The sequence below is a fragment of the Alkalihalobacillus deserti genome (genome assembly GCF_020734105.1).
Classification (GTDB): domain Bacteria; phylum Bacillota; class Bacilli; order Bacillales; family Bacillaceae_D; genus Halalkalibacter; species Halalkalibacter deserti.
In genome coordinates this window covers 295247-321206 of sequence record NZ_JAJAFR010000005.1, presented here as the reverse complement: position 1 = coordinate 321206, position 25960 = coordinate 295247, and the positions used below count along the sequence as shown (strand labels likewise).

25 protein-coding genes and 3 pseudogenes are annotated in these 25960 nt (G+C 38.4%); 6 read left to right on the top strand and 22 right to left on the bottom strand.

The genetic code is table 11. The features are described 5' to 3' along the window. Nucleotides 1-680: 680 nt before the first annotated feature. Nucleotides 681-910: pseudogene (locus LDX58_RS12525) on the bottom strand (C40 family peptidase); the annotation flags it as partial. A gap of 471 nt (nt 911-1381) precedes the next feature. After that, nucleotides 1382-1548 (bottom strand): annotated as a pseudogene (locus tag LDX58_RS12520) (ATP-binding protein); the annotation flags it as partial. Between the two features lie 12 nt (nt 1549-1560). On the opposite strand from LDX58_RS12520, the pseudogene LDX58_RS12515 reads away from it, so the two are divergent. Next, a pseudogene (locus tag LDX58_RS12515) lies at nt 1561-1701 on the top strand (ATP-binding cassette domain-containing protein); the annotation flags it as partial. On the opposite strand, the gene LDX58_RS12510 reads toward LDX58_RS12515, so the two are convergent. After that, nucleotides 1687-1896 (bottom strand): magnesium chelatase subunit ChlI family protein, encoded by a 210-nt coding sequence (locus tag LDX58_RS12510; protein ID WP_227937208.1) that lies wholly within the window; start codon nt 1894-1896, stop codon nt 1687-1689. The pseudogene LDX58_RS12515 and the gene LDX58_RS12510 sit on opposite strands and share 15 nt — an antisense overlap. A 285-nt stretch (nt 1897-2181) precedes the next feature. Here LDX58_RS12510 and LDX58_RS12505 point away from each other — a divergent pair, with 285 nt between their 5' ends. After that, a complete protein-coding gene (locus tag LDX58_RS12505) occupies nt 2182-2559 on the top strand; it encodes a PilZ domain-containing protein (protein WP_227937164.1) in 378 nt (125 codons plus the stop codon). A 729-nt stretch (nt 2560-3288) separates the two neighbouring features. Here the strand turns inward: LDX58_RS12505 and LDX58_RS12500 are convergent. Both LDX58_RS12500 and LDX58_RS12495 read right to left on the bottom strand, forming a co-directional pair. Next, entirely contained in the window at nt 3289-3798 is a 510-nt protein-coding gene (locus LDX58_RS12500; protein ID WP_227937163.1) for a hypothetical protein, read from the bottom strand. An 89-nt stretch (nt 3799-3887) separates the two neighbouring features. Continuing rightward, complete coding sequence (locus LDX58_RS12495) at nt 3888-4127, bottom strand: magnesium chelatase domain-containing protein (RefSeq protein WP_227937207.1); 240 nt, start codon at nt 4125-4127, stop codon at nt 3888-3890. A 410-nt stretch (nt 4128-4537) separates the two neighbouring features. Here LDX58_RS12495 and LDX58_RS12490 point away from each other — a divergent pair, with 410 nt between their 5' ends. Together LDX58_RS12490 and LDX58_RS12485 are read left to right on the top strand one after the other, a co-directional pair. Next, the gene (locus LDX58_RS12490) at nt 4538-5425 is read left to right on the top strand and encodes a hypothetical protein (RefSeq protein ID WP_227937162.1); all 888 of its coding nucleotides are present in this window, start codon (nt 4538-4540) and stop codon (nt 5423-5425) included. Between the two features lie 205 nt (nt 5426-5630). Continuing rightward, the gene (locus tag LDX58_RS12485; protein ID WP_227937161.1) at nt 5631-6122 is read left to right on the top strand and encodes a competence protein ComK; all 492 of its coding nucleotides are present in this window, start codon (nt 5631-5633) and stop codon (nt 6120-6122) included. A gap of 251 nt (nt 6123-6373) precedes the next feature. Here LDX58_RS12485 and LDX58_RS12480 read toward each other — a convergent pair whose 3' ends face one another. The 3 genes from LDX58_RS12480 to LDX58_RS12470 all read right to left on the bottom strand — a co-directional run bounded on the left by LDX58_RS12480 (nt 6374) and on the right by LDX58_RS12470 (nt 9313). Next, nucleotides 6374-6607, bottom strand: coding sequence for a magnesium chelatase subunit ChlI family protein (locus LDX58_RS12480; RefSeq protein ID WP_227937160.1), 234 nt, complete (start codon nt 6605-6607; stop codon nt 6374-6376). A gap of 458 nt (nt 6608-7065) precedes the next feature. Beyond that, nucleotides 7066-8151: an AbrB family transcriptional regulator gene (locus tag LDX58_RS12475; RefSeq protein ID WP_227937159.1), complete on the bottom strand. Its 1086-nt coding sequence runs from the start codon at nt 8149-8151 to the stop codon at nt 7066-7068. Between the two features lie 79 nt (nt 8152-8230). Then, a complete protein-coding gene (locus tag LDX58_RS12470; protein ID WP_227937158.1) occupies nt 8231-9313 on the bottom strand; it encodes an isocitrate/isopropylmalate dehydrogenase family protein in 1083 nt (360 codons plus the stop codon). Nucleotides 9314-9429: 116 nt separating this feature from the next. Here LDX58_RS12470 and LDX58_RS12465 point away from each other — a divergent pair, with 116 nt between their 5' ends. Next, nucleotides 9430-10305, top strand: coding sequence for a LysR family transcriptional regulator (locus LDX58_RS12465; protein WP_227937157.1), 876 nt, complete (start codon nt 9430-9432; stop codon nt 10303-10305). A 41-nt stretch (nt 10306-10346) separates the two neighbouring features. On the opposite strand, the gene LDX58_RS12460 is transcribed toward LDX58_RS12465, so the two are convergent. The 4 genes from LDX58_RS12460 to tcuA form a co-directional block, all read right to left on the bottom strand. Continuing rightward, entirely contained in the window at nt 10347-10799 is a 453-nt protein-coding gene (locus LDX58_RS12460) for a tripartite tricarboxylate transporter TctB family protein (protein ID WP_227937156.1), read from the bottom strand. After that, nucleotides 10774-12285 (bottom strand): tripartite tricarboxylate transporter permease, encoded by a 1512-nt coding sequence (locus LDX58_RS12455; protein WP_227937155.1) that lies wholly within the window; start codon nt 12283-12285, stop codon nt 10774-10776. The genes LDX58_RS12460 and LDX58_RS12455 overlap by 26 nt, the downstream gene beginning before the upstream one ends. Before the next feature lie 89 nt (nt 12286-12374). Then, nucleotides 12375-13463: a Bug family tripartite tricarboxylate transporter substrate binding protein gene (locus LDX58_RS12450; protein ID WP_227937154.1), complete on the bottom strand. Its 1089-nt coding sequence runs from the start codon at nt 13461-13463 to the stop codon at nt 12375-12377. A 209-nt stretch (nt 13464-13672) separates the two neighbouring features. Then, on the bottom strand, nt 13673-15175 hold the full coding sequence (gene tcuA, locus LDX58_RS12445; RefSeq protein WP_227937153.1) for an FAD-dependent tricarballylate dehydrogenase TcuA: 1503 nt from the start codon (nt 15173-15175) through the stop codon (nt 13673-13675). A gap of 196 nt (nt 15176-15371) precedes the next feature. Here tcuA and LDX58_RS12440 point away from each other — a divergent pair, with 196 nt between their 5' ends. Continuing rightward, nucleotides 15372-16316, top strand: a complete 945-nt coding sequence (locus LDX58_RS12440) for an NAD(P)-dependent oxidoreductase (RefSeq protein ID WP_227937152.1) — start codon at nt 15372-15374, stop codon at nt 16314-16316. Between the two features lie 211 nt (nt 16317-16527). Here the strand turns inward: LDX58_RS12440 and LDX58_RS12435 are convergent, their stop codons facing one another. The 10 genes from LDX58_RS12435 to LDX58_RS12390 all read right to left on the bottom strand — a co-directional run bounded on the left by LDX58_RS12435 (nt 16528) and on the right by LDX58_RS12390 (nt 25953). Continuing rightward, entirely contained in the window at nt 16528-17163 is a 636-nt protein-coding gene (locus LDX58_RS12435; protein WP_227937151.1) for a hypothetical protein, read from the bottom strand. A gap of 405 nt (nt 17164-17568) precedes the next feature. Next, complete coding sequence (locus LDX58_RS12430; RefSeq protein ID WP_227937150.1) at nt 17569-17748, bottom strand: hypothetical protein; 180 nt, start codon at nt 17746-17748, stop codon at nt 17569-17571. 566 nt (nt 17749-18314) lie between these two features. Then, entirely contained in the window at nt 18315-19163 is an 849-nt protein-coding gene (locus LDX58_RS12425; RefSeq protein ID WP_227937149.1) for an SDR family oxidoreductase, read from the bottom strand. A 51-nt stretch (nt 19164-19214) separates the two neighbouring features. After that, the gene (uxuA, locus tag LDX58_RS12420) at nt 19215-20276 is read right to left on the bottom strand and encodes a mannonate dehydratase (RefSeq protein ID WP_227937148.1); all 1062 of its coding nucleotides are present in this window, start codon (nt 20274-20276) and stop codon (nt 19215-19217) included. A gap of 21 nt (nt 20277-20297) precedes the next feature. Then, complete coding sequence (locus LDX58_RS12415; RefSeq protein ID WP_265416656.1) at nt 20298-20948, bottom strand: bifunctional 2-keto-4-hydroxyglutarate aldolase/2-keto-3-deoxy-6-phosphogluconate aldolase; 651 nt, start codon at nt 20946-20948, stop codon at nt 20298-20300. Between the two features lie 24 nt (nt 20949-20972). Further along, a complete protein-coding gene (locus LDX58_RS12410; RefSeq protein ID WP_227937147.1) occupies nt 20973-21989 on the bottom strand; it encodes a zinc-binding alcohol dehydrogenase family protein in 1017 nt (338 codons plus the stop codon). 23 nt (nt 21990-22012) lie between these two features. Next, nucleotides 22013-23287 carry a TRAP transporter large permease gene (locus LDX58_RS12405; protein ID WP_227937146.1) on the bottom strand — a complete coding sequence of 425 codons (1275 nt, stop codon included), beginning with the start codon at nt 23285-23287 and terminating at the stop codon, nt 22013-22015. Continuing rightward, nucleotides 23281-23763 carry a TRAP transporter small permease gene (locus tag LDX58_RS12400; protein WP_227937145.1) on the bottom strand — a complete coding sequence of 161 codons (483 nt, stop codon included), beginning with the start codon at nt 23761-23763 and terminating at the stop codon, nt 23281-23283. Before LDX58_RS12400 ends, LDX58_RS12405 begins: the two co-directional genes overlap by 7 nt. Nucleotides 23764-23862: 99 nt before the next feature. Next, on the bottom strand, nt 23863-24894 hold the full coding sequence (locus LDX58_RS12395) for a TRAP transporter substrate-binding protein (RefSeq protein ID WP_227937144.1): 1032 nt from the start codon (nt 24892-24894) through the stop codon (nt 23863-23865). A 108-nt stretch (nt 24895-25002) separates the two neighbouring features. Continuing rightward, entirely contained in the window at nt 25003-25953 is a 951-nt protein-coding gene (locus tag LDX58_RS12390; RefSeq protein ID WP_227937143.1) for a sugar kinase, read from the bottom strand. Between the last annotated feature and the right edge of the window lie 7 nt (nt 25954-25960).

Here is a 25960-nt window from a genome sequence, read left to right as displayed (position 1 = left end):
TGCTCGTCACTACAAATTAAATCCAAACATAGTTAGTCGTTGGATTAGAGAATACAATGATGGCAAGTATGGAGACACGCAAGCAACCAATATAGAACTCTTAGAAGTTAAAAAATTATCTCAAGATAATGATCAATTAAAAAGCTATTAGGTGAGAAGAATCTTGAAAAAAGGGCTGTTCTACAAGGCCTTATAAAAAAGAAAAACCCTCACTTGCTGAAAAATTTGAAGTAGCTGACAAGTGGATCTCCAAAGGCTACGCGATACAAACGGTGCTAAGAATCATTGGCATTTCTCGTTCTACCTACTACGATCAAAAAAAATTATTAAGTAGAAGAGAAAGAAGGAAGTGAGGGACGTCCACCACCAGGATACACATCACAGAGGCCGATCAAAAGGTCCCAGACGAACTCATTATTGGTTACTTGAAGAAATAGCTGGTGATGGATATGAAGCCGGCTATCGAAAATGAACCAAGATTATTCGCTCAATAAAAAGAAGGTCTATCAACTGTGCAAGGAACTCGATAGTTTGCGTCCACAGCGCGAGAAAAAATGTAAGTTTCCTTGAAAGCTGTATCATCACCACTTCCAAACAATTATGGGAAGTGAATTTATATCTTCAAGAGGTTAGTACGATTGAGCTTGTACTCTTCGCTTACTGAATACAGAAGAAAATTTTTATCCAATCCTCTTAACACGACCATTAAAAACCTTCGCCCAATATCCGGAAGTCATATCTACAAAAGCTACTCCTGTACTAGATTGCGCTCCTAAAAACTGACCATCACCGACGTAATCCCAACACGACCGTCAATTTTGTACGTATCAAAGAATACTAGATCTCCAGGCTTCACTTCATCAGGAGGGACACTTTGTCCCATATGTTTCAACGTATCTGTTGTAACCGAATGTAGACGGCTTATATTCCTGGGGGGCTTGATCGTGAAAGTCATGTTGACTCATCAATCCTCACCCCCGTTACTAACTATTCAGTCAATTCCAATAATGAAAGACTGGTCATTTAATCCAAGTTTTGAACGTTGAAATAACAACCTATCAGCCATTTCTTTTATGGCCATTCTATAACCTCTCTTTCAAAACTACCCATCCATCTTTCAGCCTGAGCAATATATATAAGATTATGGTATTTAAGTCACTCAAAGTTAAGGATACAGGTTTAGGTACTGACATTATTTTTACGATAATCTTCTTTAGAGAATACCACAAACAGCACGGTCCTTGTATTCACTTATTGCATATGGAACCATATGGACGATAATTCCTTCTTGTTCCATCCCACTTTACTCACGCGATTTTTCCAGAAGCAGGATTATCGCATGTTCAAAGAAGCGTGATCAAACCAACGAGCAAGTATAAAAAGGTGCCTGACCCCCGCCAATAATCGCAACAGAAGAAGCGGAATGATGAGGGTGTCGATAAGGGGCAGTCTGAGGCGATCCCAACTTCTCATGAGCAAGCTTTTCCCACAGCCAGGAGGACCGCTCATCAGTACATTATGGCCTCCAGCTGCCGCCACTTCGAGCGCATTGAATTAGTGGGGCTTTCCCAATATGCTGATTTTCCGATTCCCTCTCTTTCTGGGGGGATGAAACAACGGGTTGCGCCTACTAGGACACTTGCTACAGAGCCAAAACTTTCATTGTTAGATGAACCATTTAGTGCGCTAGATGCGCAAACTTTCGTCTGTCACCCGTGACTCTCCCTCTAAATCAGAAATGGTTCTTGCAAGATGGTTCATTTTAACTTGGACACGATTGCTCCATTGCTGCTTGGATGAAACTTGAGTGATCATTTTTTGTTGATTCACTGTTAATGGACTCACTTCTGCTAGTTGCTCAAAGGGAACTCTTGCTTTCGTTTTGGCTAACACCATCGCCATTCATCTCCCCCTTCCAGCGCTTGAAGAGGGGAGTCTTCTGTCGGGGAATGATAAATTCATTTTTAAAATTATCAATTGCTGCAGGATTCAATACAACTAAAGTATTATGATCCTTACACAATTTCAACCTGGAGCGAATATTCAATTATCATCCAAAGAAATTGGGTTCGAGGAGTGACAGGTACCAGAATTAATTTCATCAGCCTTTACAAATTACGACAAATTTCTCGGGTGATTAGCACTATAATCAGTGTAAATACGGTAAATGCGAGGGCTAACATGAAAAATCGATTATATCCGAGAATATTATTCCAGCAACCACTAGAAGGTTATCTTGTCATTCATACCATTAATGAACAAGCGATAGACTCTAATAAGAGAAAAGTAAAGATCCATAACATTGGGCTCGGGGGGTTGTCATTTTCGACAGACCTTGACTTCCCTATGAAAGATGGAATTTCACTAACTCTAAAGGTAGACATTTTATCTTTAGGTACTGTAAGTGGTGAATTAGCATGGAAACAAAAAAAGTATAACGATACCTATTACTATGGATTAAAAGCAATAGTCTGTAATTTAAACTATCTAAAGGGGTGCCTTAACGCAACCATTGTGGGGGAAACACCATACAAACCATTCAATAATCGTGTTTTATAGAATCTAAGTCAACCTGGAATAAAAGAGAGGAAATGCTAAGAGCGGGACAAGAGACTGGTTCCGTCCTTAACGAACACAATGAATAACACTTTTGATATCCCCGTTATTCTCGACAACTGTCTTACTGTCACTCCATTTAGCTCTTTAAGCATGATGGATAAGTAGTGCCTTCCTCCGTCAGCCTACCTCCTCACTCCCTCATAATACAGCTTCCTCCTATCCTCCACCGTTCCAACATAATAATCCAATATCTCCTCTATTTTCATAAACCTCGGCTGCATCGCATTCGGGTAAAAATATTGAATTTTCAATAGATAAGGGATCTAATATTCGTCATACGTTTACTTTTAAGGGTACGAGGTATATTTTGTAAGAAAAAAGTGTAGAAAAATGCAAGTATTGGTGCAGAGTATTGCCACCCAGTGATTTTAATTACCTTGCCTATGGTCATGCTTATGACGTTGTTACAAACAGATTAGCTTTCCTTTTGAAAATGAGTTCTTTAAAATGTGGGGTCTGTAACAGAACGTTGCACTTTGATGTTCGAATGGTGATAGGAGATTGTTAGAGTTGTCATAAGAAAATTCGTGTTTACTTAAGGGGTAGAATTGTTTTAAGCGTTAGGTTTGCTTTTTAATAGATCTATCATATACTATTTTATTTCAATTTTCAAAAAATATTTATTTGGTTTAGGAAGCATGGGAACCGTTCCCATGCTTCCCCTGCTAATTAATCTTCAATTACAACTGTTACTGTAGTTTGTGTACCTTCTATTGGAGCATGATTGTTTTCTGCTAATTCGATTTCCACTTCATAAGTTCCAGCAGGGAATTCCTCTGAGTCTAGCTCTTTTGTGAAGTTGTAATCGTTGATACCTACTCGAGTCGCAGGTCCTTCTTCACCTTCTTGTTTGAACCAAAGATGAGCATGCCCCTCACCATCAACATTTTCTAGACCGTAGTTATCTACTGAAAGCTCAAAGTTTGTTGGCTCCCAATCAAAAGTTAACGTGCGTCCATCGATGTTAAAGTCATATGTAAAGTCAGCTTGTGCTCCTTCTACTTCTTCTTCTTCTACTTCTTCTACTTCTTCTACTTCTTCTTCAGCCTTAGCCTCTTCTTGCGCATCAACCTCTGCCACTACTTCTGTAGCAGCTTCCTCTTCATTTCCACATGCCGTTAGTGCAACAGAAGCAATAACCACACTTGCTAACACTGTTTTCATTTTAAATTTTTTCAACTGTAATACCCCCATTTTTTTCTAAAATTTACATTTTTCAATATATCATATCTACAATTGGTCTACAATGAATTTTTTCAATTTTATGCCTATTTTGATATTATTGTAACCGTCAAGTAGAATTCAACAGTTTTACTCAATTTCAAATGGTGAACAACGGCGCATTCAATCCCTTCTAACATCTCAATAGGAAGAAGCCGATCATATGGAAGAAAAACTTGTTTAAATCCTAGCCCTTTGGCTACAATCAAAGCAGGCAACATGCCTTCCACTTTTACCACGTGGCCATCTAAAGACAAGGCTCCAAGGAAGGCCGCATCTTCATGGATCTTATTCCAATAAGCTCTATGATTTTTTGTCTTCTATAACCAATTTACCGCTAAAAAACTATAGTACCTTTGCGCTTTAAAGGGCTGGGTGACAGCCACGCAATACCGTGATTCCAGTCGGAAGATAGTCGGACAGCTTTTCTTTTGTTCGAAATTTTCATCGGGGTTCTATTTTCATTTTTTTGGGAGTGACAGGTACCTCCCCCTCGCATCCCCAAAATTACACCATTTCCACAAAACCACCTTCACTCCCACTCCCATTCTTGCAAAACGGCTAGATCAAACTTCAAAAACCATACCTATTCACCCTACCAAATATCCTTTTTCACGATATGACGGATCGTAAAAACTCCATTATGGTAGAGCTACCAGCGAGAAAAGACACAACTTCTATCTAAGGAGGCTACCAAATGAAGCCAGGTCATGTATCAAAATTCGCGCACTTAAGTCCGTTTGAAACGGTGAAGGAATTCAATGAATCGATGAAACAAGCCCAGTATCTACACGGACATCATTTCACAAAAGGAGAACGCACCGCTTTGTTCACGCTCGCACAGTTTAGTGTCAAACATATTGGTGTTTGCAATGCACGAATTGATAAGCTAGTTCAGGCCTCACAAACAAAGAAACAAGCCATCTCCCGCTCGACCTTTGAACGCATGCTTAGAAAAGCAAAAAAATACAACATTCTTTCGGTCCACCATACGATTAGAGAGAAAGGTGGTTACTCCCATAACGTCTATATCTTCCACCGCTTTGACGGAGCGATTTTGACAGACCGTAAAAAGCTCCCAACTCCAACACCAACAATCACTCCAACCACAAATCAGCCATCTGAAACTAGTTCTATTAAATCTATAAAATCTTTAAAAAATCATCTAATACAAAAGATACGTATAGAATCAGTAGAATCACTCGATTACACCTTTGTTCCTTCTAATGTTCCAGAACCTTTTGTCACAGCCGTTAAACCTTTTTTCAACAAAGCAAAGGAGATTTGTAGCTTATGGGATCGAGCGAGGTTGGCCCACTATAGTAATCGATTAAGCCAACCCATTGATGTACATGTCTACACTGTGATTCAAGCTTTCAAACAATCCATCTACCAACTGAAGAGCAATCAAATCAAAACAAGCTTCATTCCCTATTTCTACGGGACGGTGAATAAGATGTTCACTACGGAAAAAAGAAAAGAAACTCCCGTTGTGGAGCATTGGAATTGGTTAGATACAAACGAAGCACGGATTAAGAGTGAATCTTTTCCTGCGTGGCTATCAGGTGCACAGTCAGGTAGCTAACTTACTAACAATCCAAATTAGATTCCGTATCACTCCTAATTCCTAGCTACTACTACTAGCTAGGAATCTACCAAAAAAACGAAACAACTTCAGAAGGGACAAGCACATAAAAAAAAAATTCTCTTTCTAACCTTCTTTGTGGACGATCGTCCGTCGTCAAACCTTCTTCTTAAAACCCAATTCAATCTAAAGGAGCCCGAAAACGATGCCAAAAATCATTCTTGAACACTACGAAATCAACCCGGATACTTTTGCTCTACTCCCCGCCTATCATACCGATTACGACACCATCGTTTGGGAACGAGACCAACTGCTTTATGTGAGAAAAACACCCCTTCAACTGTTGAAAGAGGCCTGCTTAGAAGGAGGAGCTGAATACGACGGCAGACGAATCGCGGTCACCCACAAAACAGGCATCCAAAGCAAAATCCCGATTCCAGTAAACCCACTTGAGCACATTTATGCCTTTCCCACCCACTCACCGAAACAATCTGAATGCAGTTGGATCTTCTATCACCACATTAAATCAATCAAACGCCATCCAAAGAACTCGACACAATCCATTATCACCTTCAAAAACATCAAAGAATACTCGCTCAACGTTTCGTACCACGCCCTAGACAAACAAGTGCAACGTACCTCTTATTGCATCGTCCGCTTTTCCCATCGACCCAACCACCAACTGTATTTCAATTAACACGATTGTCTACCTATTAATAAAAACAATCGAAAAAAGGAATCATTCCTAAATTCCCGCATTTACGTCAAAAACTAAAGCAGTCATAAGCCGAATACGATATGCTCTTTGACAAAATCCGGGTGGTAACAGCACCCGGATTTGGGGATTAGATGTGGATAGTTCATCCCTTGATCGAAATAATCTTAGTCACCTTTGTGGATAACCAACGTAATGTGGAAAAACCTATGTATAAAGTGAAGGTTGTCCACTTATTGTGAGAGAAAGTCGGTTTCTCTCTTACCGGATTTTTTAACTAATCCACAGCCTCTGACGCGATTACTCCATTGCTGCTTTGATGATACTTGAGTGATCATTTCTTGCTGATTGTCTGTTAATGGACTCACTTCTGCTAGTCGCTCAAATGAAACTCTGGCATTGCACAATTCTGCCTGATAGCGATCATATTGCCTTTGTCTTGCTTGTTCCACTCTTTTTTTAATCACCAAAGATGACTCCCTTGTTTCAAAAGGCTGATCAAGACTCACAGGGTATAATGAAAGTAATACATCGGTTCGGTCATAGATGGGTCCTGAAACGCGGTTTGATACGTTCAGGAAAAGTCACAATCAGTAGAGCGCACTCCACCGTTACGTATCCATCCTTTTTTTCAAGCGGCTGCCGTAACATCGCCATGTTGACGAAAGGATAAAAAAGCGCAAAATAAAATAGCCCATCACCAATTAAGGAAGTGAGCTAATAGGGCAAGTTTCTTCTATATGATTATTTTATAACTTTAATCTTTTTGAAACCTTCTTAACGAAATATTGATTACTTACCATTTTGTTTCTTTCCAGTATCTCCGTAAAGAATTCCGACCTTGTTTTGGGTTCCTGCCCCCCCATCCTTTAACGTATCAACGTATTAGGGGTCAGGAACCTGCAGGAACCTACAAGGCACGATCTTATTTACTTTCCTTCTTTATGTAAATCTGTTTTTCTCGTAACATAGTTTCGTTTTCTTTGATTTTATCTGATTTCGCAAACATCTTAATTAAAAATGGCAACACAAGAAATAAAGCCAACACCCTTGCCATCTGTAATGTAGCTACCATGGATGGCTCAATGTTCAATGCTGTTGCCGTTGACGCCATTTCTGCAGCACCTGCTGGGACAATACTTAATAAACTTGTAAACCAATCAATCGGTGTTAGCAGGAAAAAAATCGTTGCTAATCCTAAGCTCATAAAAAAATACATCGTTAACGTAACTCCGCTTATGAATCCAATACTTTTTATTTGCTTAAATGTATTACGGTCAAATCTCATCCCAATAATAGCTCCCATAATACCTTGGGCTATACCTGTAATAAATCCTGGCATTTCAACAGCTGGAAACATTAAGTGTGCTAAGAATCCCAACCCGATCGCAAAAAACAATGAAGCGCCAGGAAAGCTGAAGCGTTTACTTAGAACTATTGTTAACACCATTACAATAAACAAAAGGAAAAGAGCAAAAACATATTGAGTAAAAGCATAATTGGTCGTTTGAAAGGCTTGAGTGGAAATTGGCGCATGTAAACCAACGACTAATGGAATAACTAGGACAAATAAGGTGATTCTCGTTGTATGAAAAGCAGCCACAATTTGCTGATTAGCTCCGTATTGATCACTTAGTCCAATAACTTCTGATGCTCCCCCAGGCAAACAGCAAAAAAACGCTGTATTGGCATTTAAATTGGAATACAGCTTCAAAAAAAGTCCTAAAGAAATCCCCCCAGCAAGCGTCAGAATAAGAGTCAAAAGAAACGGAGCCATAAGTGCGTGGTAGTCCAAGAATTGGTCTGGCCGCAGCATCAACCCAATATTTCCTCCTATCATTGCCAGGGATAACTTAAATAAATTATTGGGGAGATGGATTTTTACAACGAAAAATGCACTCACAATCCCAGTTGAAATCGAACCAAGTAGCCAGCCTGCTGGAACGTTAAGAGATGAGAAGAGACCACCAATTGCAACAGCTATGCAAATATACAAAACTTTTTTAATCATAGGGTTCGCCTTCTTTGATTTTAAAAGAGAAAAAAGGAAAAAGCCTTTTCCCCTTTTTAGAAAATTGTATAAATGACTGTTAAACTATAACACTATTCTCCATAATTTCGATTAGCTTGTCACCAAAATCTGTTGTTGATAGAGTACCACCTAAATCAGTAGTCTTCATGTTTCGCTTGAATGCTTCTTCAACTGCACAATCGATAAGAGCCGCGGCTTTACTGGCACTCTTGTCGTCGTTTCTGATGCCGAGCCATTCTAGCATCATTTTTGCAGACAAAATTTCTGCAACTGGGTTTGCCTTATTCTGTCCAGCAATATCGGGCGCAGAACCGTGTGTTGCTTGCGCGATTAAAAAAGAATCACCTAAATTCAAGCCTGGTGCAAGTCCTAGCCCTCCAACTAACCCAGCAGCTTGATCAGATAGAATATCACCAAACATGTTGGTCGTTACGACTACATCAAAGTCCTCAGGCCGTTGAATTAAATGCATGGCAAAAGCATCAATATGATAATCATCGATCTTGATATTTTCAAATGATTCTCCTATTGTATGACAACTTTCAAAAAAAAGACCGCAGCCCTTTCTAAGTACGTTTTTCTTGTGAACGATCGTCACCTTCTTTTTACGGCTTTGAGCCAACTCAAAACCAATGCGGGCAAGACGTTCACTACCTTTACGTGTAATGACTCTAAATGATAGTACTGTATCGGGGTTCGGCATGAATTCCCCTGTATTAAAATGCATGTTTCGATCAGCGTACATTCCTTCTGTATTTTCCCTTACAATAACAAGGTCCACATCGTTAAACCTAGTATCGACTCCTTCATATTTTTTCGTAGGTCTAATATTGGCATACAGATCAAAAAACTTTCTCAATGCGCCACTAGGATTGACCATATTAGGGTTTTCAGTGTCGTAAATATGTGTAGTTAAAGGCCCAAGCAGTCCGGCATCACAGTTTTGTAAGCCTTCTATCGTTTTCTTTGGGAGGGTTGCCCCATTTTCTTGATAGGATATAAGACCAACAGGATAATAGTTATATTCTAAAGTTAAATCTTCAACGATGTCTTGAACAGCATTTAAAACCTTAATTGTTTCTCCAACAATTTCCGGCCCAATGCCGTCGCCTTTCATTATGCCGATTTTATAATGTGCCAATACAAAAACTCCAATCTATTCCTTCACTTGAAGGTTTTTAAGTGAATAAATTACCAATTTACAATCGTATGGAAAGTGGGTGTATAGTATACTTTTCATATAAGGAGTTGGCTACTATGGATGAAAAAGACTGGTTAATCTTAAAAATGGTTTACGAAGAAAAAAATATTACGAGAGCTGCTGAAAAGTTATTTATTTCTCAACCTGCCCTTACATATAGACTTAACCATCTTGAAGAGGAAGTTGGCGTTAAAATTTTATGGCGTAATAAAAAAGGGATTAAATTCACATCTGAAGGCGAATACCTAGTAAAATATGCCGATGAAATGTTGTATAAGTTACAAAAAACAAAAGATCATCTTCTAAATATGAATGATAACTTAGAAGGCATTATTCGCCTAGGTGTCTCTAGTAACTTTGCTAGATATTTACTTCCAGACATTCTAAAAAACTTCTTAGATAAATATAACAATGTTCAATTCACTGTATTTACAGGCTGGAGCCACAAAATTTTAAAGCACCTAGAGCAAGATAGTGTCCATATCGGTATTATCAGAGGAGACCATCAATGGCATGAAAATGCAATTTTATTAAACACAGAATCAGTTTGTGTTATTTCAAAGACACCAATTGATTTAACTCAATTACCGACACTCCCGAGAATTACTTTTAATACAGATCCAAAACTCCAACAAATTATTGATAAATGGTGGCACCAACAATTCTCTCAACCCCCAACGATAACGATGGAGATTGATAATATTGAGACATGTAAAAAGCTAGTAGCCAAAGGTTTAGGATATGCTATAGTCCCTAGCTTAGGGTTATCAAATATCCCAGACTTAGAAAAAATAGAACTAACTGATTATGAAAATAATCCATTACAGAGAAATACTTGGCTTCTTTATAAAGAATCAGAAATAAAATATCCAATCGTAAAAGAATTCATTGATTTTTTAATTGAATATTCTACTGCTCACGTCAAAAAATAATATCTAATCATCGAAAACCTCCTTAGGAGGTTTTTTACCTTTTATAAATTTAATAAGTTTTTCGGCCAATTTAAATTCAAATACCAATCGCCAACTATAATAAAAAACAGCATGACACAAGCAATGGCTATGACTGTTTTGATCCAGCTAAAGCCTGACTCCATTTTTAAAAATGCAAGTAAGAATAAAACTGCTGCTAGTTTAAATCCCATGATAAAGATGAGTAATAAAAAGCTCCCTACCCAAGCAATATATCTTAAAGCAAGTTTCAAATGTGGGTGAAACAACGTAGGATCACCGTGTGATTGTTTTTTAGTTTTAAAAAACGTAATAATAAGCTCTAGAGAAATAAGAACGATTCCAGATGCAGAAACATACAAAGGAAAGAATCTTGCTGCTTCTGCAAAGTGAAGCGCATCAATAAAGGTATAGACAAAAACAACAATTAACAATCCTAAGAAAATGAAGTTAATTTTTGAACGTGTTAGTTCCATGATGCATCTGTGCCTCCTCTTGTTTCTTCTCTCTTGAGTTCAAAATAAAACCACCTATTAAAACAAGGATAATAATGATGCCGATAATAATAACACCCGGTCTCATAAGCCAATCATATTCGTACCTTGTCATTGAAATCCATAAATATCGTTCTGTTGAAGCCGCTAGGACAAAACCAATTAACATCGGAGCTCTTGGCCAATCCAACCGACTCATCACCCAGCCAAACAAACCAATCACCACAAACAAAAGCAGATCTCCCCAACTTGTTGTACTTTGGTAAGCCCCAAGTAAGATGATAATTAGTAAAAACGGCATTAGTTTATTTGCTTGAATGAAGCTGAGTTTTGAAATTGGTTTAATTAATAGAATACAAAGTGCTGCACCGATGACATTGGCAATAATTAACGTCCAGATTATCGATAATGTTAACGATAATTCTGTTGTCACTAACCTCGGACCGGCCTGTAAACCCATTAATGTTAGGCCACCTAGAAGAATGGCTGTTGTTCCACTTCCAGGAATCCCAAACATTAACGTAGGTATTAATGCTCCACCTTCTTTTGCATTGTTTGAGCTCTCCGGTGCAATTACACCTCGAATGTCGCCTTTTCCAAAGTTTTCACTGTTTTTAACAGTTTGTTTCGCTACGCCATAAGAGACCCAGTCTACAACACTACCGCCAATCCCTGGTATAAATCCGAGGATTGCCCCTAGTACAGCGCTTCTAAAGATGAGAAACTTGTGTTTAACTGCCTCTTGTACTCCACTAAACCATTTGCCCTTTACCTCCGTTTTTTTCGAAATGCTACGGTCAGCAGCTAGAAGGTCAATAATCACAGGGAAAGCAAATAGAGCAAGAGCAAATACGGCAAGGGGAATTCCACTGCTTAAATATAAACTATCAAACGTATAGCGATACTCCGGAGTTGAGGGCGCACTCCCAACACTTCCAAGCATTAAGCCGATTACTCCAGCAATAACCCCTCGAATCGGAAATTTACCTGCTAGAATACCTACCATACTGAGTCCGAGTAAGGCAAGCATAAACAATTCGGGAGAACCAAATGCGAGTACTAATGGCCGAACGATTGGAATTGAAAGAAAAAGGACAACTCCACCAATAACTCCACCAATCATTGATACAAAAAATGCTGCACCAAGAGCTTTAGATGATTCCCCTTGTTCTGCCAACGGGTGACCATCCATAATCGTTGCCTGCGATCCTGAAGAACCTGGTACTCCTAGCAGAATCGAAGGAAATGTATCGCCTGTATGCAATACGGCTGCCATTCCAATTAACAAAGCCATTCCTGTAAAAGGATCCATTCCATAAACAAATGGTAGTAAGATTGCCATCCCTACTGTGCCACTTAAGCCCGGTAAGACCCCAAGGGTTAAACCAATAGCAATTCCTAAAAACATAAATAAGAGTCTATTTGGATCTAAAATCATTAATAGTGCTTCATATGCAGCTTCTAGCACTCTACCCCATCCTTTCAATTACTCCTTTTTAAAAACCTGTTCTGATTTCTGACCATATTGAAATCAGAAATCAGAACAAAAGAACCTTCCTATTCTACTGTCACATCATACTTTTCCTTAAGGAAATTCTTAACCCAATTAATATTTTCTTCTGAAACATTAACAAAGCTATCATCGAAAACGCTTTCAAGTTCTTCTCCAATGTACGGTTGATATCCTCCTAAAATCTCCTCACCTCCTGCAAAGAACGACTCATCATCTAGCAAACTAGTCAACCCAGCGTTAAGTGTATCAGCTGCTTCTTCTGGGGCATCTCCATGAACAAAGATCATTTTTTGTAAAGTGAACGCAGAGCCTACAAATGTCTTATAAGAGTCCCAGGCTGGTCCAGATGGTTCTTTCCCATGAAGTTCTTCGTAAAATCCCTTAATACTTGGTAGATCTGGGAATACAGGATCCCGAACAATTTCTCCCTTTTTCATTTGACCGAAAGAGAATAAAGGTTCTGCGAATCCTTCTTGAACAAGTGGCTCAACATTTGTTAAATAGGCAGAGGTTGTTTGATAATCAATGGTTGACTCCCCTTGCTCGAATGCAACACGGGAAGGTCCTCTTCCTTCATATCCTAAAACGCTTTGCACATCTAGCTCCAGTACTTCAAATGCTAGAAGTGTAACAAGGTCAAGTCCTGTTGCACTAATTCCCGCATAGACTAACTTTTCATTTTGAATATTCTCTTTAATTTCTGGAGTTGTATAAACAACGCCACCTGAAGTAAATCCAACTAGCGGAGTTAATTTTGCTAAATCATATTGGACTGCACTTTCTCCTAGTAAGTAAGGCGTATGAGTAGATCCACTCGTTGCAAGAAGGTTCAATCCGTTTGCTTCTTTAGATCTGTAAAATTCGTTTGCACCTGTAATACTACCGCCTCCTGGTACATTTATTACTTGAACTTTTGGCTCGCCTTCAATGTTTTCAGTCATATAAGGTCCAACAAACCGGGCAAATACATCTGTTCCTCCCCCAGCACCAAATGGTACTAACATTTCAATGATTTCATCTTCATAAAACTTACCACTGTCTGAACCGGCTGATTCATCTGACGAACACGCTGCTGAAAACAATGTAACCGCTAACAAAATAGTTGGTAGAAACATCTTCTTTTTAAAAGTCATTTTTCTCCCCCTTAAGTAAGATTGACACTCATAAACTTTATTAATAATTTCTAACTGTATAGAATGTTACATCAACATCTTTGATAAGTGAAATATAATTATTTTATTAATCTTAATAAAAAAAACTTATTTTATTTCAAGAAAGTATAATCATGGATACAAAACCAAAAAACCTCCTTTTCTATTAAAAAAAGAGGTTTTTCTAGTATTTATTTTATTGTATCCGCTTTCACTTCATTTGCATATTGAGCTGCAGATTCGCCTGCTAGTTTGCCAAAAACAGCACCTGACATTAAGCCAGATCCACCAGGATAATTTCGGTAAAATATCCCTCCTACCATTTCACCTGCTGCAAACAGTCCAGATATCGGTTTCTCTTCTTGGTCTAGTACTTCACCAACTGAATTTACATGTAAAGCTCCAAAAGAGAACGTAATACCGCATGTAACTGGGAACACATAAAAAGGACCTTCTTTTACCTCTAATGCCCAATTCGATTTTGGAGGGGTAATTCCTCTTGTGTTTTTGCCGTCTTTTTCTGTAGGGTTATAATTCCCTTCTTGTACAGCACTATTATATTCTTTTATCGTCTGAAGGAATTGCTCCTTATTTACAGGCAATTGGTCTACTAGTTCTTCAAGAGTTTCAGCTTGATAGAAAGTCGCTTCTTCGAGATCATATTCTTTTCGCAACATTGGACGAACTTGTGAATCATAAACTTGGTAAGCAATATGACCTGGTTGTTTGAGAATTTCACGTCCATACTTAGCATACGTATAATTTCTAAAATCTGCTCCTTCATCAACAAATCTGTAGCCGTCCTTGTTAATCATGATTCCAAGAGGATATGAATGCTTTTTGAAAATATCACCAGGCTTTGTAAAATCACCAACCTTAGGAGCATTAGCATCTGTTCCAATTGAATGGCATCCAGACCATTCCCCGTAGCGTTGTGCTCCTATTTCTAACGCCATTGTAATTCCGTCACCTGTATTAAATTCAGTTCCACGCACAATAGCCGCTTCCCACTCCTCTCCTATATGCTCACTACGCATTTTTTTGTTTGCCTCAAAACTACCACACGCTAGTACAACACTCTTTGTCTCGACTGTAACTTCCTTATCACCTTGTTGAACAACAATAGAGGAAATTCGTTGATCTTCCGTATTTAATTTAATAGCTCGGGAGTCATACCAAATATCAATCCCCAGTTGTTCGGCACGTGCATTTAACTGTTTAATTAACCCAACACCTTTGTCTTCTGTCTTGACAGGTAGGCCACCCCAAAATTGATAAACACCGTCTTTCAAAAATGATTGATTATCATAGATGAGATCAAAGTTGACTCCTTGTTCTTTCATCCATTTAATCGTTTTATAAGATTTAGTTACAAGTTGCTTGGCTAGCTCTGGATTACTTTGTCCGTTTGTGACTCTCATGAGATCTTCATAATAATCTACTTCACTATATCTAGGAATATTAATTTTTGATGCTTCTTCATCTGTTAATTTAGGAATGATTGCTCTTATGTCATCCTTACCATTAAAAGCAAAACGAATGGCACCATCTGTAAAAAATGAGTTACCACCTCTTTTGTGGCGAGGTCCACGTTCTAGGACCAATACATTTACACCTTTCTCTTTTGCAGAAATCGCAGCACAAAGAGCTGCATTTCCTGCTCCAACAACTACCAGGTCAAATCGTTGTGGCATAATAGGCCTCCTCAAATAAGTATAATTTTATCTACATAATTACTTTTTCTTCCTAGTTCAAATCGTACATGAACCAATTATGTAAGTGAAATATAATTATTTTATCAATTATCATAAGTAATTTTTATCTTAAAATAGATTTAAACAAAACTAATTTTATTGTAATATTTAAAGTAACCAATGAGGAGGTAGAGATATGAGTACGATCACTATATTAGGTGATTATGAAAATGTTTTTTCAAACTCAGAATTTTACTTAGAACTACTAAAAGCAGGACATGATATTCATCTTCATCATGAAAAAATGAAAAGCAATCAAGAGATTATTGATGTTTTAGAAGATACTGAAATTGTTGTGCTCATGCGTGAACGCACTCCACTAAATGGAAGCGTTATAAATCAACTACCAAGCTTATCTTTAATCTCTCAAACCGGTAAAGGCCTAAACCACATTGACCAAGTTGCTGCCAAAAAAAACGGCATTGAGATTCTCACTACGGAAGGAGTTTCTTCTCAGTCTGTTGTTGAATTAACTGTTGGGCTTATGATTGGTTGTGCCAGGCAATTTTCATACCATCAAGTTTCAATTAAAGAAGGAAAGTGGGAACAGTTACCCGGTATTGAATTAAGAAATAAGCGCCTAGGATTAATTGGCTTTGGGAAAATCGGGAAAGGAGTTAGTCAAGTAGCTAATAGTATTGGGATGGAAGTTGTTGCTTGGCGTCCTCGAGGTAGAGAAGGAAATGAAAAAGAAGAGTACAATGTAGAAATCGTCAGTCTTGAAGAAGTTCTTGCTACTTCAGATATCGTATCTTTACACTTGCGACTCCTGCCTGAATTCCGTCAATTATTAGACCGTGACAAACTGTCTTTGTTAAAAAAAGGAGCTATTTTGATTAATACATCTCGAGGTGAGCTGGTCGATGAGCAAGAATTAGCAAGAATTTTAAACAATAATCATCTTTTAGGTGCCGGAATTGATACTCTTTCTACTGAGCCTTTAGTCGAAAATCCATTTAAAAATTGTTCAAATACAATTCTAACTCCACATGTAGGTTATATAACGTATGATGTCTTAAAGCGATTTGCCGACTCTTCTTTAAAGAATGTCTTACAATGGTTATCTGACAATAAAAAATAACAAGCTCCCTCCAATTTTTTAAGGCCAGTGAAAAAGGTACGGTTTTCCCCTTTTTCACTGGCCTTTAAAGCAATGATCGGAACCGTTGCTTTGTTTTACTGCTTTTTAGTGGATTTCTCATAGCAGGCGCGCAACGTGTGGAGCCATTGCTTTCCCGGCGCTTTACAGCATTAACGCAGTGGGGGTCAGGCACCAAAAAGGGTACCGCAACCTACTCATCAAACGCATCAGGATACACCGTTGTATCAAACACCTCACCTGTCTCAGCATTTTTAAAATGTACCGTTACTTTCATGTGATCTGGATCATCTCCATTAAATTGTTGATAATACATTCCTGTCATCGCCAGCCCTAATGCCGCCAACCCATCAAAACTGTTTTCAAAAGCTTCTTGATCAACGACTAAAGTAAACTCAGAATAGGAGTTATTAGCAGTTACATCCTGAATGGACGGATAGTCTTCACTATCTTTTATTTCCTCAAGGTTTTCGTTGATTCCTTCTTCCATCTCCTTTATCATCTCATTATGTGTCGCCCTAGACATTTCATAAGTAAGCGAGCCATCTTCGTTTTCTGTCGCTTCTCTTACACCAGCTTCTTCTGCATCCGCAATCAATTGCTCTATATCTTGGCCTTCAAGCATATCTGGAGGGATTGTAATCACGACGCTTAAAAGACCTGTATCAACGTCAACCGACTGATCCTCGTCAACAGCCTCTCCCTCTTCAACTGGTATAGGTTCCACTTCTTCTTCCCCAACCGCCTCATCTATTGCTTCCGATTCACCACATGCTGAAATCATAGCAAAAAATAAAGCGAGCATCATAAATGTGATTCCTTTTTTCATATGTAAAATGCCTCCTGTCTCTTTCTGTAATCAAATCCCCAATGTCTTTTTAGTATTTATTATTGTGACTAAAAAAGACAACTGAGCTACTAGTAGTATAACCGCTACTAAAAAAGTTATAGCAGCGAAAGTTGTACCTGCCATTGGCTAATCTAGGTTCCTCCCCCACCACAAGAACTATAACGCTTTATAACAGAACTCCAAAAAAGAACCAAAGCCCATTGGCGCATTATCCGGGGAGAGACAGGCACCATATCCATTGCTGAAAATACAAAATGATTGTACCTATGACCATATTTTTCTATATTATTACAAATTTCTACTTCCTAAGAATGAAGTCATTACTAGATTACTGTAAACAAAGACAGCCAACCTAAAAGGAGACTGCCTTTATCATTTTTTAAATTAGCAAATCGCACTAATCAATAACCGGTTCGTGTAATGCGGCAGATACCCTCTCTTTCGATTCTTATCTGGCAGTCCTACGACGACAATGGATTCGAACCCATCAATGAGTTGAACTTCCGCTTGGACACGATAGCCATCTAAGCCTTTTATGCCAATACTCGTTATTTTCGCTGGCATATGTTTTCCTCCAGACATAAGAAAATGGTCTTATTCGATTTGTATTTCAAAAAAATGATGGGAGATTACTTGTGTGATGACTGGGGCTTACTTTCTTCTATGAAGGTCTGTTAAGGTTTTTGAGGTTTGCTATCCGAAGGGAAATGGTAGAATTCATTTCTAAAAATTACGATGATGAGGTTTTTATACTTTAAAAGTAGGTTGACTTGCTTTTACTTATTTGAGTTAATAAAGTAGTTTGCTTACCTGTGAGCTCTTTTGGGTTCATATATAGTAAAAAGTAGGCACTTTGCTGTTCCATAGGTGATAAGGTGATTGCTTGAAAAGAAATGATCAAGAGGAATTTATGTTTTTTTTAAGAGGTTGAATAGTATCAAGAGTAGTATTTCCTTTTAATAAATTTATCATATACTATTTCATTGCATTTTTCATCCATTTTTTGTGTGGGTTTTTAAATAGGATGTAGGTACTATAGAAGAATCCTTTATCTTTCCATAGGTTCTTTGGTTACATTGCGAAAAAAGATTTGGAAGCATAGGAACCGTCCCCATGCTTCCCGTAAACGCCTAAACACCCGAATACGCCATAAATCCACCATCAACCGGGATGGTTACACCTGTTACAAATCTAGACATATTGCTGTCAACTAACCATAATAATGTTCCAAGTAAATCTTCAGGATCACCAAATCTTCTCATCGGTGTATGTGTAATAATCTTATTCGCTCTCTCAGTGAGTGAACCGTCTTCATTTGTTAATAGATTTCGGTTTTGTGCTGTTAAAAAGAAACCTGGTGCGATGGCATTTACACGTACTCCTGCTTGAGCCATATGTACGGCTAGCCACTGTGTAAAATTATCAATACCCGCTTTTGCCGCACTATAGGCAGGAACCTTCGTCATTGGGGACGGGGCACTCATTGACGACATATTGATTACAACCGCATCTTCTTTTTGAATCATTTTCTTTAAAAAGATTTGTGTTGGGTTTACCGTTCCTAAAATGTTCAAGTTAAAAACATGGCTAAATCCTTCACTCTTTAAATCAAAGAAAGTAGAGACGTCATCCTTTTCCAAATCTTCTTGTTGGAAGATTTCATTTGTCGTAATTCCGTCTGGATGGTTTCCGCCGGCTCCATTTATTAAAATGTCACAAACACCAAATGTATCTGTTACGATTTGTTCTGCTTTTTTGATGTTTTCAATATCCAGAACATCACAAGCAATCGCTAAAGCCTCTCCTCCCGCTTCTCTAATACTTTGTTCAACTTCTTTCCCTTTTTCTTCCGTTCGATTAAGAATCGCTACCTTAACTCCCTGTCTGGCCAGTTCCTTTGCCATCGCACTACAGAGGACACCACTTCCTCCAGTAATCACGGCTACTTTTCCCTTAAGGTTTTCATTTAGTGGCAACATAACCCAACACTCCCCTCATAAATTTACTATACTTGCAAGAAGTCTTCACACTTACTTCTGTCTTTCAAGAGAATCCCAAATTCCCCACATATACATAATTCCTAGCGCACGGTCATATAACCCATATCCAGGTCGGCATTCTTCGTCCCAAATATGCCTTCCATGATCGGGTCTCGCATATCCTGTAAAGTCATTCTCATGATACGCTTTGACAATGTCGTAAATATCAACTGAGCCATCCTCGGTTCTGTGGGATGTCTCGATAAAGTCACCATTTTCATATATTCGAACATTGCGGATATGAGCAAACGCAATGCGATCTGCAAATTCACGAACCATTTCTCCGATGTTATTATTCGGATTGGCTCCTAAAGAACCGCTACATAGCGTTAAACCGTTATACGGGTTATCAACAAGACTTAACAATCGTTGAATGTTTTCGCGATTAATAATAATCCGCGGCAAACCGAAAACCGGATATGGCGGATCATCTGGATGAATCCCCATTTTAATATCATGTTTTTCTGCAACTGGAATAATTTCATCTAAGAAGTATTTTAAGTTATCCCATAAATCTTCTGTTGTCACATCTTTGTAAGCTTCAAATAACTTAGCCAAATGAGAAAGTCTTTCAGGTTCCCAACCAGGGATCGTTAAATTTGAGTTTTTACTGATTTTTTTGACTAAATCCATTGGATCGATATTTTCAATTTTCGATCCTTCATAAAAAAGCGCCGTTGAACCATCCTCAAGCTCTTTAAATAGATCTGTACGAATCCAGTCAAATACAGGCATAAAGTTATAACAGATCACCTTAACCCCGACTTGCGCTAACTTCTCAATGGTCTTTTTAAAATTTTGAATGTATAAGTCCCTTGTAGGCAAACCAAGCTTAATATCTTCATGAACATTTACACTTTCCACAACATCAATATTAAGATCATGCTTATCAGCTTGCTTTTTCACTTCTAAAATTTTATCCATTGGCCATTCTTCTCCAACGGGGACATCATGAAGCGCCCATACTACACCTTCTACGCCCGGGATTTGGCCAATGTGTTTTAAAGAAACACTATCGTTCCCTTCCCCGAACCATCTAAATACCATTTTCATATGATCCACTCCAATATTCTATTACATTTCAGCTCTTGCTTCTTTAACGAGATCACAATATTGTTTAGCTAAAGCAGTCACTTCTTCATAGTTTCCTACTTTAGCAGGTTTGGCTAAGTCGCTGCCAATTCCGACTGCAACGGCTCCACTTTTGATCCACTCTTTTGCATTTTCAAGATTAACTCCGCCTGTTGGCATAATTGAAACTTGCGGAATGGGACCTTTAATTGATTTCACGATTGATGGTGAGTAATGATTTCCCGGGAACATTTTGACAATTTCTGCACCGTACTCCATCGCCGTTTTCATTTCCGTTACTGTCATGCAGCCCGGCATGTAAGGGATTTGGTACCTGTTGCACAGGATGGCGGTATCTTGATCAAAACAAGGACTTACAACATATTTTGCCCCAGCAAGTATCGCAATCCGAGCTGTCTCACTATCTAAAACGCTCCCGGCACCAACGAGTAAGTTTTTAAACTCAGGCTTTTTCGCCAAAGTCGAAATAACATCTGCTGCCCCAGGCACGGTAAACGTTACTTCAATCGATCTAATTCCACCTTCCATACAAGCACTAGAAGTCTGGATGGCTTCCTCTTCACTTTCTGTGCGGATAACTGCCACTACGCCAGACTCCACCATTTCCATTATGATCTTAGATTTTTGAATCATCGTATTTAACCCCTCAATCATTTTTTAAAATGTGACTACTACTTTGCGGATTTCATTAGGAGACTTTTCAATTAATGAGATCGCATCTTTAATCTTCTCTACTGGAAATTCATGTGTCACCATATCTTCTATTCCTAACGTCTTTTCATTGAATAATTGAATCACTTCAGGAAATTTATCCGTTTGTAATCGTGAACCGACAACCGTGACTTCCTTTTTCGTAATAGGCAACTGCGGAATACTAGAAGCAGCTGTATCAAATCCAAGCACGACCACATATCCAGCAGGAGAAACCACTTCAACGGCATCCTCAAATGTTTTCGGGATACAAACCGCATCGATGACAATGTTTGCCCCTTCGCCTTCGGTTATGCTCAATACTTTTTCTCTTACATCTTCCTTTGCGGCATTGATCGTGATATCTGCTCCCCAAGACTTTGCAAATTCTAGACGATCCTCACTTAGATCTGTAATCATACAGGTTGCGCCTTTTGCCTTGGCCATCTTCAAACAACAAAGACCAATTGGACCAGCACCCATGATTAACACCGTGTCTCCCTCTTTCACATTTCCACGCCAAGTGGCCTGTGCCCCAATTGTAAATGGCTCAACCAATACAGACTCTTTCCAATCTAAATCCTGACTCACTTTATGAACTAAGTAGTCTGGCATGACTAAGTATTCTTGCATTCCGCCTTCCAGGTGAACGCCATATACTTCTAACTTGCTGCAGACATTCTTTCTTCCCGTACGACAGGCATAGCATTCACCACATGTTTCAATGGGCTCTATGACTACTTTATCTCCAATAGAAAGGCCCGTCACATTAACTCCAATTTCTTCTACTTGACCTGTGACCTCATGCCCAATAATTCTGGGCAGTGTCGCTAATGGATTGGTTCCGTGGTAAATATGCATATCTGACCCGCAAATACCGACCATTTTCACTTTTACTAGTACTTGATTTGCCTCTGTTATGACTGGTTTTTCCTTTTCAATAATCGCAAGCTTATGTGCGCCTGTTACTTGAACAGCTTTCATGAAACACTCAACTCCTTTTAAAATTAGTCTAATAAGCTAGGTAAATACAGCGTTAATTCTGGTATAAATGCAACTAACAATAACACCAAAATACTAACAGCTAAGAATGGAATAAGAGCAACAGACGTCTTTCCTACAGATACCTTCCCGATACTAGAGGCAACAAATAGACAAACCCCGACTGGTGGTGTTGAAAGTCCAATAATTAAACCAAGAACCATCACTACTCCAAAATGGACAGGATCCATTCCTACTGACGTTGCTACAGGTAAAAGCACTGGGAACAAGATGACAAGTGCTGCGATCGTTTCCATAAAAGTACCGACAAAGAGCAACAGTAAAATAATCAGTAAGATGACAACAATCTTACTATCCGAAATCGATAGAATCGTCTCTGCCACTAATTGAGGAATTCTTTCACTCACTAAAATCCATCCAAATAAATTTGCCAAACCAACTAGAATCATAATCGAAGCTGTGCTCTTCATTGATTCCAATAAAATAGCAGGAATTGCTTTTACTTTAAGATCCCTATACACAAATAAACCGACTATCAACGCATAAACAACCGCAACAATAGAGGCTTCCGTTGGTGTAAAGTAACCGCCCAAGATTCCGTACATAATGACAACGGTCATCATTAGAGCCCAAAAAGCATCCATAAATGATTTTCCAATGACTGATAACTTTTGTTTTTCTCCTTTTGGATACTTTCGCTTAACGGAAATAATGTAGACGGCGATCATCAAACCAATCCCTAAAAGTACTCCTGGGATGGCCCCCGCTAAAAAGAGATCTCCAATAGAGACACTTGCTAACGTACCAACAATAATTAATGGCAATGAAGGCGGAATAATTGGACCAATGGTTGATGATGATGATGTAACAGCAGCAGAGAAATCAGCATCATAACCTTGTTTTTTCATGGCTGGAATTAAAACCGATCCAATACTGGCTGTATCTGCTAAAGCTGTACCAGATATACCTGCAAACCCCATTGAAGATCCTACATTTGCAAGCCCTAACCCACCACGGATATGGCCTACGATATTATTGGTAAACTGAATAATTCTTTCCGTAATTCCCCCTGCATTCATTAAACTCCCTGCCAAAATAAAGCCCGGAATACACAAAAGAACAAAAGAGTTTAATCCACCAAACATTCTTTGTGGAATAATCGATAAAGAAATATCCGCCATCAACAAGTAGATGACCGAAGAGATGCCTAAACTAAAAGCAATTGGCACACCTAAAAAGATTAATAATATAAATGAAACAAATAGTACAAGCGCTAGCATTCGTCTTCACTCTCCCTTTGGAGCCCTCTAAAATAGTCAATCATATGGAGAAATGCATAAACTCCAATGAATAACATCGTAATAAAAATACACGCATGGATGATCGACATGTCTATTGCCATTGTTGCAGACGTTTGGCCACGGCCAATTCCGATAAATTTATACCCCCAATACGAAACGACGGCACTAAATAATACAATGGTCAAATAGATGAATCCCTCATAGATTTCTCTTACTCTTTTAGGAAGATAATTGAGCAATAGATCTACATTGATAAATTCTTTGTCTTTTAATGCCAACGGAGCACCAAAGGAAACTGAAAATAAAAATAAAAACCGTGATAATTCTTCAGTCCAAACAAAAGTCTGTGGTAAATAGCGGGAAACAATTTGGATAACAACTACAATGATTAAAGCTATAAAACATAGAATTGTAGCTATTTCTAAGGTGCGGTTTAATATTTTTGTACTCCTCACTTTTCTTCAATCCTTTACCAATAAATTAGGTACACCACTCACTTCATGATTGTTCATTTATTTGATAGTAGCGGTGTACCTTCTATATTTCAAGTATGACTATTCTACTCCCAAGATTTGTTCGTAAAGAGAATACTGTTCTTCAGATAAGCTTTCTTTTATAGCAGGCATCATCGCTTCACGGAATGCATCTTGATCAACATCACTATTGAAATTCATTCCTTTTTCCGTTAACTCTGCACGATAGTTCTCAAATTCTGCATCAAATAGTTCTTTACCGTAAGTTTGAGCTTCTTTTGCAGCTGTTAAAACGCCTTCTTTTAACTCATCAGATAAACCATTGAACTGTTCATTTCCTACTAAAATATAAATCCAAGAGTAAACGTGTTCTGTTTCATTGACATAATCTTGTACTTCAGCAAAACCAGCACTATGAATTAAGTCTAGTGGGTTTTCTTGACCATCAATTACACCTTGTTGTAATCCAGTAAATACCTCGTTAAAGTCCATGACTTGTGGTCTTGCACCTGCTGCTTCCCAAACACTTAAGAACAATGGAACGTTTGGTACACGCATTCTAAAATTCTTTAAATCTTCAGGTGTTGAAATCGCTTTATTTGACGTTAAGTTACGAGGTGCACGTGTGTGATAGTAAAGTGGTGTTAAACCGACTTTTTCGATAATCTCATCTTCAATTTGTTGACCGATGTCCCCTTCAATGACGTTTACTAAGTGATCTTCACCTTTAAAAGCATAAGGTACTGCCATAAGTGCTGCTTTTGGAGCCCAGTTTGCCATTGTTTCTCCAGAAATAACTAAGTCCGCCGAACCTGCTTTAATACTGTTGATTGTATCCGTTTCCCCACCTAGTTGGTTGTTAGGATAGATTTTAATTTCGATTTGACCATCTGTATTTTCACTTACCAACTCACTGAATTTCTCTGCTGTTTTATGCCATAGGTGATCTTCAGCTGCCACATGTCCGAATTTCCAAGTAATCGTCTCACCTGCTGCTTCTTGAGCTGAATCGCCACTTCCATTTTCTGTCTCTGATGAAGATTCATCAGATCCACATGCTGACATTACAAACATTGCTGCAAAAACGGCTGGTAAAAATTTTGATTTTTTCACTCTAAATCCCCCTAAAATGTTAGATTATTAGTACTAGCTTTTTGGAAACCGACTAACTTTTGTTAAGTTCAACCACCCCCCTGGATAATATCCATTCATGATCATGTCTTATCTTTCAATAAATTCTTTCTCTCCTAATTTGATCAGAACATCCTCTAGGTATGGCAGCCCTTCATTATCACCTTTAATACTTACAACTATTGAGCCAATCACGTTTGCAAACTTTAATGTTCTCTCTAACGGCCAATTATTTAAGACACCGTAGACAAATCCTGCATCAAAGCCATCTCCCGCTCCGACAGTATCAACAACCTTTTTAGGCACAATTGGAGCAACCTCTATATACTTGCCGTCATGGTAGCCAATGGCTCCTTTATCACCAAGTTTAATGGCTGTATAAGAAATCCCTAACTTTTTACATTCATTTATGATTTCTTTTGGTTGATTCGTTCCAAGTAAGAGCTTTGCTTCATCTAACCCTGTTAACAAAATGTCCACGTGAGGCAGGAATTGAAGTAATACTTCTTTCGCTCTTTCTTTCGTCCACAACTTTAAACGAATATTTGGATCAAACGAAATGAGCATATTTTGTTTTTTAGCTTCTGAAATAGCCGTATGAATTATCTCAATGTTTTTTTCATCAATAGCTGGAAAAACACCTGTAATATGCAGTAATTTAGCGCTCTCAAAATAGGTGCTTTTAATGCTATCAGGCGATAAAGTTAATGTTGGTGAATTAGAACGATAGTAAAAGGTGCTTCCTTCTCCACCCTCCATAATCTCTTTAAAATTTAAAGAGGTAGGAAAACCATCGACTAACTTTACTTCTGACACATCAATTCCCTCTCCACGAACAGTGTTGAAAATATGCTTACCGAACTCATCATTTCCAAGCCTGCTAATCCAACCAGTCTGTAAACCGAGTCTCGAACAGCCAATCGCAAAATTTAACTCTGCCCCGCCAACTTTTCGTTCAAACGATTGAACAAACCTCATGGGTCCCGTTGAACTGGGATTAAACGTAATCATTGCATCGCCTATTGTAATGACATCTTTCATTGTGCTT

What these genes read in the sequence shown, in the direction of transcription:
- LDX58_RS12510 (WP_227937208.1), bottom strand. Translation starts at nt 1,896, where the DNA reads ATGGTGTTAGCCAAAACGAAAGCAAGAGTTCCCTTTGAGCAACTAGCA.
- LDX58_RS12505 (WP_227937164.1), top strand. Translation starts at nt 2,182, where the DNA reads ATGAAAAATCGATTATATCCGAGAATATTATTCCAGCAACCACTAGAA.
- LDX58_RS12490 (WP_227937162.1), top strand. Translation starts at nt 4,538, where the DNA reads ATGAAGCCAGGTCATGTATCAAAATTCGCGCACTTAAGTCCGTTTGAA.
- LDX58_RS12485 (WP_227937161.1), top strand. Translation starts at nt 5,631, where the DNA reads ATGCCAAAAATCATTCTTGAACACTACGAAATCAACCCGGATACTTTT.
- LDX58_RS12475 (WP_227937159.1), bottom strand. Translation starts at nt 8,151, where the DNA reads ATGATTAAAAAAGTTTTGTATATTTGCATAGCTGTTGCAATTGGTGGT.
- LDX58_RS12465 (WP_227937157.1), top strand. Translation starts at nt 9,430, where the DNA reads ATGGATGAAAAAGACTGGTTAATCTTAAAAATGGTTTACGAAGAAAAA.
- LDX58_RS12460 (WP_227937156.1), bottom strand. Translation starts at nt 10,799, where the DNA reads ATGGAACTAACACGTTCAAAAATTAACTTCATTTTCTTAGGATTGTTA.
- LDX58_RS12450 (WP_227937154.1), bottom strand. Translation starts at nt 13,463, where the DNA reads ATGACTTTTAAAAAGAAGATGTTTCTACCAACTATTTTGTTAGCGGTT.
- tcuA (WP_227937153.1), bottom strand. Translation starts at nt 15,175, where the DNA reads ATGCCACAACGATTTGACCTGGTAGTTGTTGGAGCAGGAAATGCAGCT.
- LDX58_RS12440 (WP_227937152.1), top strand. Translation starts at nt 15,372, where the DNA reads ATGAGTACGATCACTATATTAGGTGATTATGAAAATGTTTTTTCAAAC.
- LDX58_RS12435 (WP_227937151.1), bottom strand. Translation starts at nt 17,163, where the DNA reads ATGAAAAAAGGAATCACATTTATGATGCTCGCTTTATTTTTTGCTATG.
- LDX58_RS12430 (WP_227937150.1), bottom strand. Translation starts at nt 17,748, where the DNA reads ATGCCAGCGAAAATAACGAGTATTGGCATAAAAGGCTTAGATGGCTAT.
- LDX58_RS12425 (WP_227937149.1), bottom strand. Translation starts at nt 19,163, where the DNA reads ATGTTGCCACTAAATGAAAACCTTAAGGGAAAAGTAGCCGTGATTACT.
- uxuA (WP_227937148.1), bottom strand. Translation starts at nt 20,276, where the DNA reads ATGAAAATGGTATTTAGATGGTTCGGGGAAGGGAACGATAGTGTTTCT.
- LDX58_RS12415 (WP_265416656.1), bottom strand. Translation starts at nt 20,948, where the DNA reads ATGATTCAAAAATCTAAGATCATAATGGAAATGGTGGAGTCTGGCGTA.
- LDX58_RS12410 (WP_227937147.1), bottom strand. Translation starts at nt 21,989, where the DNA reads ATGAAAGCTGTTCAAGTAACAGGCGCACATAAGCTTGCGATTATTGAA.
- LDX58_RS12405 (WP_227937146.1), bottom strand. Translation starts at nt 23,287, where the DNA reads ATGCTAGCGCTTGTACTATTTGTTTCATTTATATTATTAATCTTTTTA.
- LDX58_RS12390 (WP_227937143.1), bottom strand. Translation starts at nt 25,953, where the DNA reads ATGAAAGATGTCATTACAATAGGCGATGCAATGATTACGTTTAATCCC.